The sequence below is a fragment of the Streptomyces smaragdinus genome (assembly GCF_009604385.1).
Taxonomy (GTDB): domain Bacteria; phylum Actinomycetota; class Actinomycetes; order Streptomycetales; family Streptomycetaceae; genus Streptomyces; species Streptomyces smaragdinus.
Genome location: NZ_WEGJ01000026.1, coordinates 74,846 through 91,483 on the forward strand (window position 1 = coordinate 74,846; position 16,638 = coordinate 91,483).

Genomic DNA, 16,638 nt, shown 5'->3' on the forward strand with positions numbered 1-16,638 from the left:
ATGAATCCGCCGTCACACCCGACGCCGGGACCCCCGCGCCTTCGCCGCGCCGCCGCCGCGCTGGCCGCCCTGGCGCTCACCGCCCTGCTGACCCTGGCGGCCGGGACGGTGCCCGCCGCGGCCGGCCCGCGCTCGGACGAGGGGCAGCCCACCCGGGCCGACGTGTACCGGGCGCTGGGCCTGGACCGGCTGCCCGCCGACTACGTCATCCTGGTGGACGTCTCCGGCTCGATGCTGGAGAAGGGCCGCTACGCGTCGGTGCGTTCGGCGCTGCTGCCGTTCCTGAAGGGGCTCTCCCCCGACGACTACGTGGCCCTGTTCACCTTCGGCGACAAGGCCGAGGCCGTGCATCTGGGCAGCGCCGCCGACCCCGCCGGGATCGTCGCCAAGCTGCCCGCCGCGCCGGCCGGTCCGGGCGTGATGACCGACATAGGCGCCGGCCTGGACCGGGCGCTGACCGAGCTGGAGCGACCCGAGGCCGCCGAGATCGGCTCGGTGGTGATGTTCACCGACGGCAAGCACGAGCCGCCCGGTGGCTCCGACTACCCGCGGGACACCGGTCCGGCCTGGGACAAGCTGGCGCGGCGCGGGGCGGCGCTGGACCAGTCCCGTGAGCTGGCCGCGTACTCCCTGCCGCTGGCCACGAAGGAGTCCGGTACGAAGCAGCTCGCCGGGGTGATCCCCGAGACCAGCGAGCTGAAGCCGGAGTCGGTGGAGGACCTCGGGACGTATCTGGGCCGGGCGGCCGAGCGGGTGAAGGCGCGCAAGGCGGCACTCCTGGTCGCCGAGGACAAGGGCAAGGGGGTCACAGCCGCCTGGTCGCCGTCCGCCACCCTGGACCTCGACCGGGGATCCGCCGCCGGCACGCTGACGCTGACCGCGCGCACCGAGCGGGTGCCGCTGACCGTCTCCGGACTGCGGATGACCCTGGACGGCGAGCCGGTCACCGTCACCGGGCTGCCCCCCGAGGTCACCCTGGAGCCGGGCGAGGCGCGGAAGTTCCCGGTCCGGGTGACGGGCGACCTCGACGCCGGGTGGCTGCCTGTCCGGCGGACGCGGGAGGTGACGGCTCGGCCCACCGTGCACGGCACGGTGCGGTCGGCGTGGGAGAGCGCGCTGGACGACGTGACGTTCGACCTGCCGCGCTCCGTGTCCAGCCCGGCGGACGGGGTCCGGCTGCGGGGCGAGGTGGGCTCGGCGCTGACGCTGCCCCTGGTGACCGGTGTCCCCCTCGCGGCGGCGTTGGCCTGGTGGCTGCTGTGGCGCAGCCGCAACCGGGCGGTGCTGGCGGGCATACTGGTGCTCTCGCACGCCCTCGGCGACGGACCGCAGGACCGGATCACCCTGCGCGGGCGGCAGATGCGGCTGGCGGATCTGCGGCTTGGCGGGGCGGGCAGCGTGCGCGGCAGCCGGCTGCGGGGCCCGAACGGCGAGAAGGGCGTCCAGCTGCACATCGGCTACAGCCCGGACGGCTCGGCCGAGCGGCGTACGGAGGCGGTCTGCCCGCCGCACGGCGAAGTGATGATCAACGGCGTCACGTTCACCCACCTCCGCGACGACACCCCGGCCCCGGCCGCCCCGCCCGGACATCCGGCGCCGATGCCCGCCCCGATCCCCCGGCCCACCCCCGCACCGCCGCCGGCTCCCCCGCAGGAGGGCGAATTCGGCCCCTGGCAGGGACCCACGATGGGCGCCGGCGACCGGCTGCGCAATCCGTACGAGGGCATGCCCCCGGAGGACAACCCGTACCGGGCGCCCGGCCCGTGGCACGACCCGGCCGAACCGGAGCGACCGTGAACACGATCCCCTCCGCACAGACAGGGGCCGCCCCCGTCCTCAACGTCGCGGCCACCCGCGTCGGGACCCGCGCCCTCGGCCCGGGCCTGCGCTCGGTGGTGTGGGTGCAGGGCTGCCCGTTCCACTGCGCGGGCTGCCTCGCCCCCGACTGGATCCCCGACCGCCCCGCCCGCCGCGCCCACCCGGCCGACCTGGCCGCGGAGTTGCTCGCCGACCCCCGGGTCAGCGGCCTGACCCTCTCCGGCGGCGAGCCGATGCAGCAGGCCAAGGGCCTGGCAGCGCTGGTGCGCGCGGCCCGCGCCGAACGCGACGTCACGGTGGTCTGCTTCACCGGCCACCGCCTGGAACGCCTGCGCGAGCGGCCGGACACGGCCGATCTCCTCGCCCTCACCGACGTCCTGATCGACGGCCAGTACGTCGCCCGCCTGGACGACGGCCGCGGCCTGCGCGGCAGCAGCAACCAGCGCGTCCACCACCTCACACCCCGGCTGGCCGCCTGCGGCTACGACTTCGACAACCGCCCCCGCACGGCCGAGATCACCGTCGACGGCCCCGAGGCCCTGCTCGTCGGCGTCCCCCCGCCCGGCGTCCTCGCGGCCTTCGACGCCGCGGTCACCGCCGTCCGCTCCCCCCGGGCCACGCCCGCCCCTCCCGCACCACGGCAACCCACGTAAGGACGACGCACATGAGCGGCAAGAAGAAGATCCTCGTGGACGAGAGCGAGTGGTACAGCGCCAAGCGCGCCGCCCAACAGCTCCGCCAGGTCAAACGCGACATCCCCCGGCTGATCGACGAGGTCCGCCGGGCCACCGAGGCCGACCACGCCAGGACCCGCGCCGAGGCGGAGGAGCGCTCCCGCCGCACCGAGCAGGCCCTGGCGGGGCTGGGCGAGCAGACCCGCCGGCTGGAGGCCGACACCGACCGCCGGCTGCGCGAGCAGAACGACCGCCTGCGCCGCGAGCTGCACGACTCCGCGGAGCGCCTCGCCCTGGACACCCGCGCCCAGCTGGCCGAGCAGCGCGCCGCCCTGGAGCGCGGACTGGCCGCCGAGGGCGAGGCCCGCCGCCGGGACGTCGCCGCACTCACCGGCCGGCTCGACGACTTCGCCGGCGACCGCGACCGCGCGGCCGGCGCGGCCCGCCAGTGGCTCGCCGACGGCGACACGATGGCGGCGCTGATCGCCGACACCCTGCCCCACGAGCGGCACGCACCCGGCCGCCTGGACCGCCTGCGCCTGGAGCTGGCCACCGCGCGGCGCACCCACGACGCCGGCCAGCACGAGGCGGCGCTGTCCGGCGCCCAGCGCGCCTATCTGGACCTCAGCGAGCTGCGGCTGGACATCGAGCGCCTGGAACTGGAGCGCCGGCTCGCGCAGGAGACCGCGACCGACGCCCTGATCATGGTCGAGACCCTCATCGCCGAGAACGCGGTCATGCCGGTCGCGGGCCCGGACGGCCAACCACTGCCCGGATACGAACTGGACGTCGACCACTGGTCGGAGGGCGAGCTCGGCGAACTGCGCGCGGTCGTCGCCGAACGGCTCACAAGGGCCCGGGACGAGGCCACACCCGCCGGGGAACAGCGGGAGCTGGCCGCACTCGCCGCCGACCTGGAGCTGCGGCTGCGCGAGATCATGGACCGCGCCGACATGCGGCTCTTCGCCTCCCAGCTCCGGGTGAACCTGGCGGACTCGGTGGCCCAGACCCTCACCCGCATCGGCGCCTACGAACTGGCCGACGGCGAGTACCAGGACGCCGACGAACGCCGCTCGTACCACGCCCGGCTGGAGCACATGAACGGCAACCAGATCGTGGTGGAGATCCTCCCCGCCCCCGACGACGGGACCGGCCACGTGCTGCGCGTCCTGTCGTACGACTACGACACCGCCTCCGAGCACGAGCTCCAGGACCGCATCGCCGCCGTCCGCGAGGCCCTGGAGGCGGACGGCCACCGCACCGGCGAGCCCGAGCGCGAGCCCGGCGTCCCCGAGCCGGAAGCCCGCGACCTCGAGCGGCACCGGCAGGCCCGGCGCGCCGGCGGACAGCGGCCCGCGGCGGGCGGTGCCGGGTGACGGGACCGCTCGGCGCCCGCTTCACGGACGTGCGGCTCAGCACCGGCGAGCCGTTCACCGTCCTGTACGGGCCCGGGGTGGACGACACGTTCGTCGGCGCCGACTACCTCGAGCGGGACCTGGACGCCGCCCTGTGGCAGCTGCTGCGCGACGAGGCGTGCCCGCGGGTGGCCTTCAGCTCACTGCGCCGCCCGCTGTACTTCCTGGACCCCGCCTCCGAGGCCCGCTCACGCCCCGCCGCCGCCCCGCCCCGGCCACCCGACCAGGCACCCGGCCAGATGCGCCACCCCCAGCTGCGCGGCCCCCTGGGCGGGCTGGTCGTCCGGCCACGCACACCGGAGCCCGAGCCGGCCCAGCAGGAAACCGGTCCGCCCCGCGGCCTGTCCGACCCGTTCACCGTGATGACGCTGCAGAGCTATCTGACCGGACAGGAACGCACCGCCGTGGTGTTCACCGAGGCGGAGAACACCCTGCGGCACACCACCGCGGTGCGCCATCTGGACACGTTCTTCAGCGACTGGGCGCGGCACGGCGACTACCACCACCCGGTCGTCCTGGTCTTCGCCCAGCCCACCTTCGAGGCCTGCGAGGAGTTCGTGAACCGGCTCGGCTCGTACCCGGGACTCGCCGCCCGGCTGCGCCGCCACGCCTCCAGCCGCGTCGGCCCGCCCGACGAGGCCGAACTCCACCGGCTCGTCCAGCGGCTGAGACTCCGCCAGGGCCTCGCGATCGGCGACTGGCGCCGACTGGACACCACCGTACGGACCATGGCCGCCGGACAGCTGAACCTCAGGAACTGGCGGGGCCGGCTGCTCTCCCTCGGCGACACACCGCTCACCGCCTTTGGCGGACTGTCCGCCACGCCGGGCCCGGACACCCCACCCGACGACCGCCCGGCGCACGAACGGCTGGCCGCGATGGCCGGCCTGGACTCCGTGAAGAAGCACCTGGAGCGCATCCGCCTGCGCATGGCCGCCCTGCGCCGGCTCCACGCGGAAGGCCGCGGCACCTCGGCCCAGCCCCCGTCCCCGCACCTGGTGTTCTCCGGCCCGCCCGGCACCGGCAAGACCACGGTGGCCGGACTCGTCGGCGAGATGTACCGGGAGCTGGGCGTGCTGCGCCGCGGCCATGTGGTCACGGCCCGGATGGACGACCTGGTCGCGGGCTACGTCGGACAGACCGCCGCCCGCACCCACGCCAAGGTGGACGAGGCCCTGGACGGGGTGCTGTTCATCGACGAGGCGTACGGGCTGAGCGACCAGCGCGACGGCTTCGGCGGCGAGGCCATCCAGGCGCTGCTCACCCGGATGGAGAACGACCGCGACCGCCTCGTCGTGATCGTCGCCGGCTATCCGGAGAAGATGGACGAGTTCCTCGCCGCCGACCCGGGCCTGTCCCGCCGCTTCGCCGAGCGCATCGAGTTCCCCGACTACCCCCCGGACCTGCTGCACACCATCCTGCTGGGTGACCTGCGCGACCGCGGCCTGCACTGGGACACCCCGGTGGCGGACCAGCTGCTGCGGGCCGTGACGTCGATGTACGACACCCGCCGCCCCGGCTTCGGCAACGCGGGCGCGATGCGCGACCTGGGCAGCGACATCTTCACCGAGTGGGCGGTGCGCGTCGACGGCGACATCGCCCGGCCGCTCACCGTCGAGGACCTGCCGGCCTCGGTGCGCGAGCATCTCGCCCGCCCCGTCCCCGAGCCCGGCGCGCTGCTGTCCGCGCTGGACACCCTGGTGGGCCTGGACTCGGTACGGGAGGTGCTGACGGGCCTGGCCGGCCGGATCCGGCTGCGCCAGGCCCGCGGCCAGTCGGTCCCCGCGCCACCGCACATGCTGTTCCTCGGCCCGCCCGGCACCGGCAAGACCACCGTGGCCCGGGCCGTCGGCGCGATGCTGCGCGACCTGGGGCTGCTGCACACCGGCCATGTGGTGGAGGTGACGCGCGGCGACCTCGTCGCGGAGTACGTCGGGCAGACCGCGCCGCGCGTCGTGGACGCCGTGCACCGGGCGCTGGACGGGGTGCTGTTCATCGACGAGGCGTACAGCCTGTCCACCGGATCGGGGCTGTCCGGCGGGGACTTCGGGCAGGAGGCCATCGACACCCTGACCCGGGAGATGGAGCACTGGAACGACCGCCTGGTGGTCATCGCCGCGGGCTATCCGCGCGAGATGGACGGCTTCCTGCGCGCCAACAGCGGTCTGGCGTCCCGGTTCACCCAGCGGGTCGAGTTCCGCCCGTACACGACGGACGAGCTCGTCGAGGTGCTGCGCCGTACGGTACGGGCCGACCGGTTCACCCTCTCGCCCCCGGCCGCCGAGGCCGCCGGGCGGTGGCTGGAGGAGCGGCGGCGCGCGGCGCCGGACACCTTCGGCAACGCACGTGAGGTGCGCGGGCTGTACGGGCTGATGGAGCAGCGGCTGGCGGACCGGCTGGGCCCCGACATCGCGGCGGACGCCGACACGGTGGAGTTCACCGCCGGCGACGTACCGCCGCCGGGGACTTGACGGTGGGCGGTCAGCGTACGGGGCGGGCCGCCGCCCGGTCGCGGTCGGCGAGGACGTCGCGCAGCACGCCGTCGATCTCGCCGAGGCGCCGCTCCACCTCGCGCACGGCGCCGCGCGCCTGCTCCAGCACGGGCGCGCCGGGGTCGGGGGCGTCGTGGAGGGCGGCGAGAGCCTCGGCCAGCTCCCGGTCGGCGCGGGCGTGGCGGCCCAGCGCGGGGACCCGGTCGCCGAGTTCGGCGGCGACGGACTCCAGCCGGCGGCGCAGCGTTTCCAGCTCCGCCGTGGCCCGGGCCAGCTCCCGCTCCGCGTCGGCGAGCCGGGCGCCGGTCTCCTCGGCCTGACGCAGCGTGTCGCTGATGCGCGGCGGCAGCGCCTCGAGCCGGTCCCGCGTGAGGCGTACGAGCTCGGCGCCGGCGTCGTCCAGGTCGCGCAGCGCGGAGGTGTCGCCGGAGCGCAGGACGCGCAGCCGTTCGTCGATCACCTGCCGCTGGCCGGCGAGGGCGTCCAGGGCGTCCGCCAGCCGCTCCAGGCCGCGCAGTTCGTCGACACGTTCGCGCAGCTCACCGTGGTCGGCGAGGCGCCGGCTGAGCTCCTCCTCGGCGGCCGTCAGCCGTACCAGATCGGCGCGGTCGCGGTCCATCCGCTCGCCGAGGGCGCCGAGTTCGGCGGTCAGCCGGGTGAGCTCCTGGGCGGGGCGGGGGCCGGGCCGGGCGGCGGCCAGCAGGCGGGGCACCTCCGCGACGAGGTCCGGCAGCTCCTCCAGCGCGTCGAACAGCCCGTAGAAGCCCTCCAGGGCGGCGTGTCCGGTGTCGTCGCGGGCGGCGGCCAGGGCCGCGGTCGCCCAGCGCAGACTCGCGCCCAGGGCGGGCAGCGCCGCGGCGATTCCCCCGCCGGCCGCCAGGGCTTGTAATTCCTGCCGGGCCGGGCCGCCCGGGTCGCCGTCGTTTCCCGCCACCGCGCACCCCCGAGGTCGAACCGTCCCGCCGTTCGTCGCAGGGTAGCGCCCGGAGGCGGGCGCGCACGGGGAGTTGGCGGTGGTGGGGCGCGTTGGCGCACCGGGCGTCGCACGGCCCCGATTCGCCTGCGGCGCCGGCGCGGCGCGCCCTAGACTGCGGCCCCTGGACACCCGCTGTGAGCGGGCGGGCACTGACCGGGGGGTCGCCGATGAGTGAACTGGTGCGGTTCGAGGGGCCGGAGGACTCCGAGCTGGTGGTGGAGGTCATCGACGACACGCCCGGCCTGGAGCTGATCGGGCGGCGTGACGACGGCCTGGTCCAGGCCCGGCGGCGGCTGCGTGACTCGCTGGAGGCCACCCTGCCGACGCTGCGGTCGGTGGTGGACACGGCACACGCGCTGGCCCCGCATCAGCTGGAGATCGAGTTCGGGATGAAGTTCACCGCGGAGGCCGGTGTCGTCGTCGCCAAGTCGGCCGCGGAGGGGCACTTCGTCCTGCGGATGAGCTGGTCCCGCGCGCAGGGCGGCACCGCCGGTGCCCCCGCCGTCCCCGCGCAGGAGCAGCCGGCCGCCGGGAGCTGACCGGCCGTGACCGCCGAGCGGGAACGGCCACCGTGGCTCGTCCGCGTCCACCGCGCGTCCGGCGGCGGACCGCCCGACGGGGCGGGCCTGTTGTGCGGGCCGCGGCACATCCTGACCTGCGCCCATGTCGTCAGCCCGGCCGGGCGGATGCCCGAGGGGCCGGTCTGGATCCGCTTCCAGAACGTCGACCACGACGAGCTGCTGCCCGCGACCGTCGTGCCCGAGGGCTGGCATCCGGTGTCCCGGGGCGGCTCCCCCCACTCGACCGCGACGGCCGATGTCGCCGTCCTCGAGCTCGCGGCCGACCCGCCGCCGGGCGCCGGGCCCGCCCCGCTGGTGCGCACCTCGGCGGGCGTGTGGCACCACCACTTCCACTCCTACGGCTTCCCCGCGAAGTCCGGCGGCGGCCGCCCGGTGAGCGGCACGGTCGTCGGCCCGATCGGCGCCCAGTGGCTGCATCTGGAGGCCACGGAGGGCTGGACGCCGGAGCCGGGCTTCTCCGGAGCGCCCGTGTGGGACGACCAGAACGACGGCGTGATCGGCATGCTCACCGCCCGGGAGAAGCCGGGCAGCGCCGCCGCCAACCGCGCCACGTACGCCATCCGGACCGAGGCCCTGGCCGGTTACTGGCCCCCGCTGAAGCCCCTGGTGCGCGAACCGCCCCCGGACGAGCGGCAGGCCGCCCTCCAGTCCCGGCTGGCGCTGCCGCTCACCGCCGACGGGAATCTGCCGCCGGTACGGGACGTGGACCCGTACCAGATCGGCGTCTCCCCCTCCGCCTACAGCCAGCCCCGCCCGGACGGCCGGCGCCCCGACGCCTACGTCCCGCGCCGGGCGACCGACGAGGAGCTGGACGCCGCGCTCGACGCCGCCGCCGACGCGGCGTCCGACAGCCCGCTGGTGCTGCTCACCGGCCCCTCGAAGGCGGGCAAGTCCCGCACCCTGTTCGAGCTGCTGCTGCGCCGGATGCCGGACGCGCGGCTGCTGGTGCCCGCCGCCGACCGGTCGGCGCCCGGTGATCTGTCCCGGCTGCAGCTGCCGCCGGGGCCGGAGCCCGTCGTGCTGTGGCTGGACGAGCTGGAGCACTACGTGGGCCCCGGCGGCCTCGACCTGCCGGCCCTGCGGCGCTTCACCCAGGGCCGGCCGCGGGTCGTCGTGGTCGCGTCGATCACCTCGCTGCAGTACCGGCAGCTGCACGCCCGGCCGGACGAGCAGGGCCGGATGGCCCGCGGTCTGCTGCGCCTGGCCCGCCGTGTCGAACTGCCCCAGCAGCTCGACGCCGAGGACCTGGCGGACGCCGACCGCCACTACCCCCGCGAGTCCTTCACGACCCGCGGCATCGGTCAGGTCCTGGTGGCCGCGCCCGAGCTGGAGCAGCGGCTGGCGAGCGGCTTCGAGGAGTGTCCGGCGGGCTGGGCGGTGACCCGGGCGGCGGCGGACCGGCGGCGGATGGGGCTCGGCGGGGCGGTGCCCGAGGCGGAGCTGTTCCGGATCTTCGCCGCCTACGTACGGCACTTCCACCCGTCGCTGGACGCGGACGAGACGGCGTTCCGGGCGGGGCTGGCGTGGGCACGTGATCCCGTGGTGGCGCAGGTGGCGCTGCTGTACGCGGAGCAGCCGGCCGGCGACGACGGTGAGCGGGCGTACGCCGTCTTCCCGTACATCCCCGACTACCTCGACGGCCGTTCCCGCGACCCCGACGCCGCGGTGCCCGCGTTCGCCTGGCGGCTCACCGTCGGCGACGACACCCCGCGGAGCGCGTCCGCTCCCGGCGCCGATCTGCTGACCGTCGCGATCACCGCGATGGCCCGGGACGAGCAGGACGCCGCGATCCGGGCGCTGCGCCGGCTGCTGGACGGCGCCGGGACGCCGTACGACCGGGCGTGGGCGGCGGTGCTGCTCGGCGAACTGCATCTGGGGCGCAACGAGTTCGCGGAGGGCATCGGCTGTCTGGAGCGGGCCCTGGAGTACGGGGTGCCGGAGGTCGAGCCGCTGGCGCAGGTGGAGCTGGCCGGGGCGCTGATGGTCGGCGACCGGGAGCGGGCGGGTGAGCTCCTGGCGTCCGCGATGGAGTGCGGCGACCGGCAGGTGGCCCTGCTGGCCAAGCAGGGGTACGCGTCGCTGCTGGTCCTGCGGGGCGAGCACGAGCGGGCGCTGGCCGTGCTGGAGGAGGTGCTGAACGCCGGGGACGACGAGGTCGTCGCCCTGGCCCGCTGGCGGATCGGCGACATGCTCGCCGGCGAGGGCGGCGGCGGTGTGCTGCGCGGCAGCCAGCCCCTGCAGGGCACGGCCCCGGGCTCCGGTAACCCAGGCCGTACGGGACTGCTGCGGCCCCGGGACAGCGGCGACACCCTGGCGGGGAACAGCCAGTGGGCGCTCCCGCGCCGGGTCGACGCCTCCATGGCCACGCCCGTCACCCAGCTCGCCAAGACCACGTACAGCGCGGTGCTGGTCAACCAGGGCAAGCTCGAGGACGCCGAGGCCATGCTGCGCCAGGTGATCGCCGAGGGGCATCCGCTGGCCGCCCCGCTGGCCGGCGCCAGCCTCGGCGACCTGCTGTGGCAGCTGGACCGGGAGGACGAGGCCCGGCGGCTGCTGGAGGAGGCGGTGGCGGGCGGCCATCCCCTGGTCGCGCCGCTCGCCCGGACCACGCTCGGCGCGCTGCTGCTGGACGTGCCCGGGGAGGCCGAGCGGGGCGCCGGGCTGCTGCGCGGCGTGGCCGGCTCCGGCCACCCCGACCAGGCGCCGCGCGCGGCGTTCGTCCTCGGCACGTGGCACGCCAACTCCGGTGAGCCGGAGCGCGCCGGGCACCGGCTGCGGGCGGCCACCGGATCCGGTCACCCGGACTGGGGGCCGGCCGCGGAGCTGGTGCTGGCGGGGCTGGCGCTGCAGAACGACGAGGTGGAGCGCGGCGAGCGGATGCTCGGCGACCTCGGGCGGGCGGGGCACCGGGAGATCGGCCCGGCGGCGTACGACCTGCTGGGTGATCTGCTGGCCGAGCTGGAGCGGTACGACGAGGCGGAGACCGCGTACCGGCAGGCGATCGCCACCGGGCACGACAACTGGGCCACGGTCGCCCGGATCGACCTGGCCCTGATGCTCGCCGGGCACACCGACCCGGGTGAGTCCGAGGGCGTGGGCACGGTCCTCGTCCTGCTGGGCGACGCCGAGCGCTCCGGCCATCCGGAGATGTCCCCGCGCGCGGCGCTGCTGCAGGGTCAGCTGCTGGCGGAGCTGGGGCGCCGGGCCGAGGCGGAGAGCGCGTTCCGGCGGGCGGTCGGCACGGGGCACGAAAACTGGGCGCACGAGGCGCGGATCGACCTGGCGCTCCTGCTGGCCGGGGCCAGCAACCCGGCCCGCCCGTGGACCCTGGACACCTCGGCCCGGCTGCTGCAGGAGGCGACGGCCGCCCCCGACGAGGCCCAGGCCGCGTGGGCGACGACGCTGCTGGGCCGGGTCCGCCTGGCCCAGGGCGAACAGGCCGAGGGCCTGGGCCTGCTGCGTGAGGCGGCGGGCCGGAACCAGGGCACGGTCTCCGCGGCGGCGCGGTACTTCGTGGCCAAGGAGCTGCTGGACAACGGCACCGCGGACGGCCGGAAGGAGGCCGAGGCGCTGCTGGAGCGGCTCGTACGGGACGAGTCGCCCGAGTCGGCGAGCGTCACGGACGTGGCCCGCGCGACCCTGGGCGTCCTGCGGCTGCGCCAGGGCGAGCACGAGGCGGCGAACGAACTGCTCACGGCCGCCGAGGAGTCCGGCAACACGGAGGCGATGGCCGAGGTCTACACGGGACGCGGCGAATACCTCCTCGACATCGGGGAGGCCGACGACGCCGCCGAGCTGCTGGAGGCGGCCCTGGCGCTGGAGGACGCGGACACCGCGCCCCGCGCCACCCTGTTCCTCGGCATGGCCTATCTGGCGCTGCAGCGCCGGGAGGACGCCCGCACGCGGTTGACGCAGGCCCTCGAGCTCGGCGGTCCCGGTGTGGAGTCGCCGGCCAGACGCTATCTGGGCACCGTACTGGCACAGCTGGAGCGGCCGGCCGAGGCCGAGGAGGTGCTGCTGCCCCTCGCCTCCGCCGAGGGCGACCCGGAGCGGCCGCGGGCGCTGCTGATGCTGGCCCGGCTGGCGCACGACAACGACCGGCCGGGGGTGGCGGCGGAGCGCTTCGAGATGGCGATCACCTGCGGCGATCCGGCCACGGAGGCCGAGGCGCTCGAGGACTACCGGCGCTTCCTGCGCGAGACGGGACGCTGGGACCGGCTGGCGGAGATCCAGTCCCCCACCGCCGCCGCCCCCGCGCTCCCGGAGCCCGTACGCCCCTCGGCGCTGCCCGCCCTCACCCTGGCCCTGCTCGGCACGGTGGCCGGGGCGCAGCGCCAGGAACGCGAGGCCCGTTACTGGTACCGCCGCGCCCTGGCGGCGCCCGACGCGGACGGCGCGCACGAACTCGCCCGCGCCCGGCTGGAGGAGGGCGGGGAGGAGGCCCGGGCGGACTGAGTCACAGCACGCACTCCGCCTCCTCGTACCGCGACCGCGGCACGGTCTTCAGCCGCTCCACCGCCCGGGCCAGCGGCAGCAGCCGGATCCGCGTCCCGCGCAGCGCCGTCATCTCGCCGAACCGCCCGCCGTGCACCGCGTCCACCGCGTGCCGCCCGAACCGGGTGGCCAGCACCCGGTCGTGGGCCGTGGGCGTACCGCCGCGCTGGACATGGCCGAGGATCACCGGACGGCACTCCTTGCCCAGCCGGCCCTCCAGCTCGACGGCCAGCTGCCGGGCGACGCCGGCGAACCGCTCGTGACCGTACTCGTCGCGCCCGCCCGTCTCGAACGGCATCGTCCCCGGCCGCGGCTTGGCGCCCTCGGCCGCCACGACGACCGCGAACCGCTTGCCCGCCGCGAACCGCCGGTTCACCCACCGCGTCAGCCGCTCGACGTCGAACGGCCGCTCCGGTACGACGACGGCGTCCGCCCCGGTGGCCATGCCCGCGTGCAGGGCGATCCACCCCGTGTGCCGGCCCATCACCTCGACGACGATGACCCGCTGATGGGAGTCGGCGGTGCTGGCCAGCCGGTCCAGGGCCTCCACGGCCACCTGGACGGCCGTGTCGAAGCCGAAGGTGACGTCGGTGCCCGAGATGTCGTTGTCGATCGTCTTTGGTACACCGACGAGCGGCAGCCCCGCCTCCGACAGCAGCCACGCCGCCTTCAGCGTGCCCTCGCCGCCGACCGGTACGACCGCGTCCAGCCCCAGATCGGCGGCCACGTCCAGCACGTGCCGCACCCCGTCGCGCAGGAGTTCGGGCCGGACGCGGGAGGAGCCGAGGATGGTGCCGCCGCGGCCGATGATGCCGTTGACGGCGTGCAGGTCCAGCTTGCGGTGTTCGCCGTCGATGAGGCCCCGCCAGCCGTCGCGCAGGCCGATGACCTCGTCGCCGTAGTGCATGGTGGCCCGGTGCACGACGGCGCGGATCACGGCGTTGAGGCCGGGGCAGTCACCGCCCGAGGTCAGGATGCCGATGCGCATGTCGCCCCGCCTCAGCCGGCGACGGTCCAGGTGTCGCCGCCGGCGAGCAGCGCCGCCAGGTCGCCCTTGCCGTTCCGCTCGACGGCCGTGTCCAGCTGGCCGGCCATCTCCGTGTCGTACACCGGGCGGTCGACGGAGCGCAGGACGCCGATCGGGGTGTGGTGCAGGGTGTGGGGGTCGGCGAGGCGGGAGAGTGCGAAGGCCGTGGTCGGGGACGGGTTGTGGGCGTCGTGGACCAGGATGCGGGACTCGTTCTCCGGGGTGACGTCGACGATCTTCAGGTCGCCGGTCTGACCGCAGCGGACGACGCCCTTCTCCCCCTGGGCGCCGAAGCGGATGGGGCGGCCGTGCTCGAGGCGGATGACGGCTTCCTGGGCCTGGGTCTTGTCCTTCAGGAGCTCGAAGGCGCCGTCGTTGAAGATGTTGCAGTTCTGGTAGATCTCCACCAGCGCCGTGCCGGGATGGGCGGCGGCCTGACGCAGGACCTCGGTGAGGTGCTTGCGGTCGGAGTCGATGGTGCGGGCGACGAAACTCGCCTCCGCGCCGAGGGCGAGGGAGATGGGGTTGAAGGGGGTGTCGAGGGAGCCCATCGGTGTCGACTTGGTGATTTTGCCGAGCTCGGAGGTCGGCGAGTACTGGCCCTTCGTCAGTCCGTAGATCCGGTTGTTGAAGAGGAGGATCTTGAGGTTGACGTTGCGGCGCAGCGCGTGGATGAGGTGGTTGCCGCCGATGGACAGCGCGTCGCCGTCACCGGTGACGACCCAGACGGACAGGTCGCGGCGGGAGGCGGCGAGACCGGTGGCGATGGCGGGGGCGCGGCCGTGGATGGAGTGCATCCCGTAGGTGTTCATGTAGTACGGGAAGCGGGAGGAGCAGCCGATGCCGGAGACGAAGACGATGTTCTCCCTGGCCAGTCCGAGCGAGGGCATGAAGCCCTGGACGGCGGCCAGCACGGCGTAGTCGCCGCAGCCGGGGCACCAGCGGACCTCCTGGTCCGTCTTGAAGTCCCTCGCGGACTGTCCCACGTCCGACTTCGGCACGAGAGAGAGCGCGTCGATCACCGGTGTCCCGGTGGCTGTCTCAGCCATGGTCGATGGCCTCCTTGAGGCGTACGGCGAGCTGCTCTGCCTTGAACGGCATTCCGTTGACCTGGTTGTACGAATGGGCGTCGACGAGGTACTCGGCGCGGACGAGGGCCGCCAGCTGGCCGAGGTTCATCTCGGGGACGACGACCTTGTCGTAGCGCTTCAGCACCTCGCCCAGGTTGCGCGGGAAGGGGTTGATGTAGCGCAGATGGGCCTGGGCGATGGGGTCGCCGTCGCGACGCAGACGGCGGACGGCGGCGGTGATCGGGCCGTAGGTGGAGCCCCAGCCCAGGACCAGGACCTTCGCCTCGCCGCTGGGGTCGTCGACCTCGACGTCGGGCACCTGGATGCCGTCGATCTTGGCCTGGCGGGTGCGGACCATGAAGTCGTGGTTCGCGGGGTCGTACGAGATGTTCCCGGAGCCGTCGGCCTTCTCGATGCCGCCGATACGGTGCTCCAGCCCGGGGGTGCCGGGGACGGCCCAGGGGCGGGCCAGGGTCTCCGGGTCGCGCTTGAACGGCCAGAACGTCTCCGTACCGTCGTCCAGGATGTGGTTCGGCCGGGTGGTGAACTGCACGCGTAGATCGGGCAGTTCACCGGTCTCGGGGATCCGCCACGGCTCGGAGCCGTTGGCGAGGTAGCCGTCGGACAGCACGAGCACCGGTGTCCGATAGGTGAGGGCGATGCGGATCGCCTCCAGAACGATCTCGAAGCAGTCCGCGGCGCTCCGCGGAGCCACGACGGGCACCGGGGCCTCGCCGTTGCGGCCGTACATCGCCTGCAGCAGGTCGGCCTGCTCGGTCTTCGTCGGGAGCCCGGTGGACGGACCGCCGCGCTGGATGTCGATCACCAGCAGCGGCAGCTCGAGGGACACCGCCAGACCGATGGTCTCCGACTTCAGCGCGATACCCGGGCCCGAGGTGGTGGTCACCCCCAGCGAACCGCCGAACGCCGCACCCAGGGCGGCACCGATGCCGGCGATCTCGTCCTCGGCCTGGAAGGTGCGGACGCCGAAGTTCTTGTGCTTCGACAGCTCGTGCAGGATGTCCGAGGCCGGCGTGATCGGGTAACCACCCATGAACAGCGGCAGGTCCGCCTGTTCGCTCGCCACCACGAGGCCCAGGGCGAGGGCCAGGTTCCCGGTGATGTTGCGATAGGTCCCGGTGGGCATGGCGGCCGGGGCGACCTCGTACGAGACGGCGAAGTCCTCCGTCGTCTCGCCGAAGTTCCAGCCCGCCCGGTACGCGGCGATGTTCGCCTCCGCGATCGCCGGCCTCTTCGCGAACTTCTGGCGCAGGAACGCCTCGGTGCCGTCGGTGGGGCGGTGATACATCCAGGACAGCAGGCCCAGGGCGAACATGTTCTTGGACCGGTCGGCGTCCTTGCGGGAGAGGCCGAACTCCTTCAGCGCCTCCACGGTGAGGGTCCCCAGCGGCACCGGGTGCACGCTGTAGCCGTCGAGCGAGCCGTCCTCCAGAGGGCTGACCGCGTAGCCGACCTTGGCCAGCGCCCGCTTGGTGAACTCGTCCGTGTTGACGATGATCTCCGCGCCCCGGGGCACGTCCGCGATGTTCGCCTTCAGCGCCGCCGGGTTCATCGCCACCAGCACGTTCGGCGCGTCACCGGGCGTGAGGATGTCGTGGTCCGCGAAATGCAGCTGGAAGCTCGACACCCCGGGCAGGGTGCCCGCGGGCGCGCGGATCTCGGCGGGGAAGTTCGGCAGCGTCGACAGGTCGTTGCCGAAGGACGCCGTCTCGGAGGTGAAGCGGTCCCCGGTCAGCTGAATACCGTCGCCGGAGTCACCCGCGAAACGGATGATGACCCGGTCGAGGCGCTTGACGTCCTTGAGCATCGTGCGCGCTCCTCAGTAGCGGTAGTGGTCCGGCTTGTACGGGCCCTCGACCGGGACGCCGATGTACGACGCCTGCTCCGGGCGCAGGACGGTGAGTTTGGCGCCGAGGGCGTCGAGGTGGAGGCGGGCGACCTTCTCGTCGAGGTGTTTGGGCAGGACGTAGACGCCGACGGGGTACTGCTCGGTCTTGGTGAACAGTTCGATCTGGGCGATCGTCTGGTTGGCGAAGGAGTTCGACATCACGAACGAGGGGTGGCCGGTGG

11 protein-coding genes are annotated in these 16,638 nt (G+C 74.6%); 6 read left to right on the plus strand and 5 right to left on the minus strand.

Going from position 1 to position 16,638, the window contains the following annotated elements:
* The 4 genes from SRB5_RS36720 to SRB5_RS37580 are packed head-to-tail and all read left to right on the plus strand — an operon-like array spanning position 1 to position 6,378.
* A complete protein-coding gene (locus SRB5_RS36720; RefSeq protein ID WP_153455780.1) occupies positions 1-1,797 on the plus strand; it encodes a vWA domain-containing protein in 1,797 nt (598 codons plus the stop codon).
* Entirely contained in the window at positions 1,794-2,471 is a 678-nt protein-coding gene (locus SRB5_RS25610; RefSeq protein WP_323378455.1) for a 4Fe-4S single cluster domain-containing protein, read from the plus strand. The genes SRB5_RS36720 and SRB5_RS25610 overlap by 4 nt, the downstream gene beginning before the upstream one ends.
* Positions 2,472-2,482: 11 nt before the next feature.
* Positions 2,483-3,868, plus strand: a complete 1,386-nt coding sequence (locus tag SRB5_RS25615; RefSeq protein ID WP_153455781.1) for a coiled-coil domain-containing protein — start codon at positions 2,483-2,485, stop codon at positions 3,866-3,868.
* Positions 3,865-6,378: an AAA family ATPase gene (locus tag SRB5_RS37580; RefSeq protein ID WP_153455782.1), complete on the plus strand. Its 2,514-nt coding sequence runs from the start codon at positions 3,865-3,867 to the stop codon at positions 6,376-6,378. Before SRB5_RS25615 ends, SRB5_RS37580 begins: the two co-directional genes overlap by 4 nt.
* A gap of 10 nt (positions 6,379-6,388) precedes the next feature.
* Here the strand turns inward: SRB5_RS37580 and SRB5_RS25625 are convergent, their stop codons facing one another.
* On the minus strand, positions 6,389-7,333 hold the full coding sequence (locus SRB5_RS25625) for a hypothetical protein (protein WP_153455783.1): 945 nt from the start codon (positions 7,331-7,333) through the stop codon (positions 6,389-6,391).
* A 209-nt stretch (positions 7,334-7,542) separates the two neighbouring features.
* Here SRB5_RS25625 and SRB5_RS25630 point away from each other — a divergent pair, with 209 nt between their 5' ends.
* The gene (locus SRB5_RS25630; protein WP_153455784.1) at positions 7,543-7,914 is read left to right on the plus strand and encodes a CU044_2847 family protein; all 372 of its coding nucleotides are present in this window, start codon (positions 7,543-7,545) and stop codon (positions 7,912-7,914) included.
* Between the two features lie 6 nt (positions 7,915-7,920).
* Positions 7,921-12,411: a tetratricopeptide repeat protein gene (locus SRB5_RS25635; protein WP_153455785.1), complete on the plus strand. Its 4,491-nt coding sequence runs from the start codon at positions 7,921-7,923 to the stop codon at positions 12,409-12,411.
* A 1-nt stretch (position 12,412) separates the two neighbouring features.
* Here the strand turns inward: SRB5_RS25635 and SRB5_RS25640 are convergent, their stop codons facing one another.
* The 4 genes from SRB5_RS25640 to SRB5_RS25655 form a co-directional block, all read right to left on the minus strand.
* Positions 12,413-13,438, minus strand: coding sequence for a 6-phosphofructokinase (locus tag SRB5_RS25640; protein ID WP_153455786.1), 1,026 nt, complete (start codon positions 13,436-13,438; stop codon positions 12,413-12,415).
* 11 nt (positions 13,439-13,449) lie between these two features.
* Positions 13,450-14,526 (minus strand): 2-oxoacid:ferredoxin oxidoreductase subunit beta, encoded by a 1,077-nt coding sequence (locus SRB5_RS25645; protein ID WP_153455787.1) that lies wholly within the window; start codon positions 14,524-14,526, stop codon positions 13,450-13,452.
* The gene (locus SRB5_RS25650; protein WP_153455788.1) at positions 14,519-16,375 is read right to left on the minus strand and encodes a 2-oxoacid:acceptor oxidoreductase subunit alpha; all 1,857 of its coding nucleotides are present in this window, start codon (positions 16,373-16,375) and stop codon (positions 14,519-14,521) included. Before SRB5_RS25650 ends, SRB5_RS25645 begins: the two co-directional genes overlap by 8 nt.
* Positions 16,376-16,387: 12 nt before the next feature.
* Positions 16,388-16,638: adenosylhomocysteinase (locus tag SRB5_RS25655; RefSeq protein WP_194293030.1), on the minus strand; the 251-nt coding region annotated here is incomplete at its 5' end.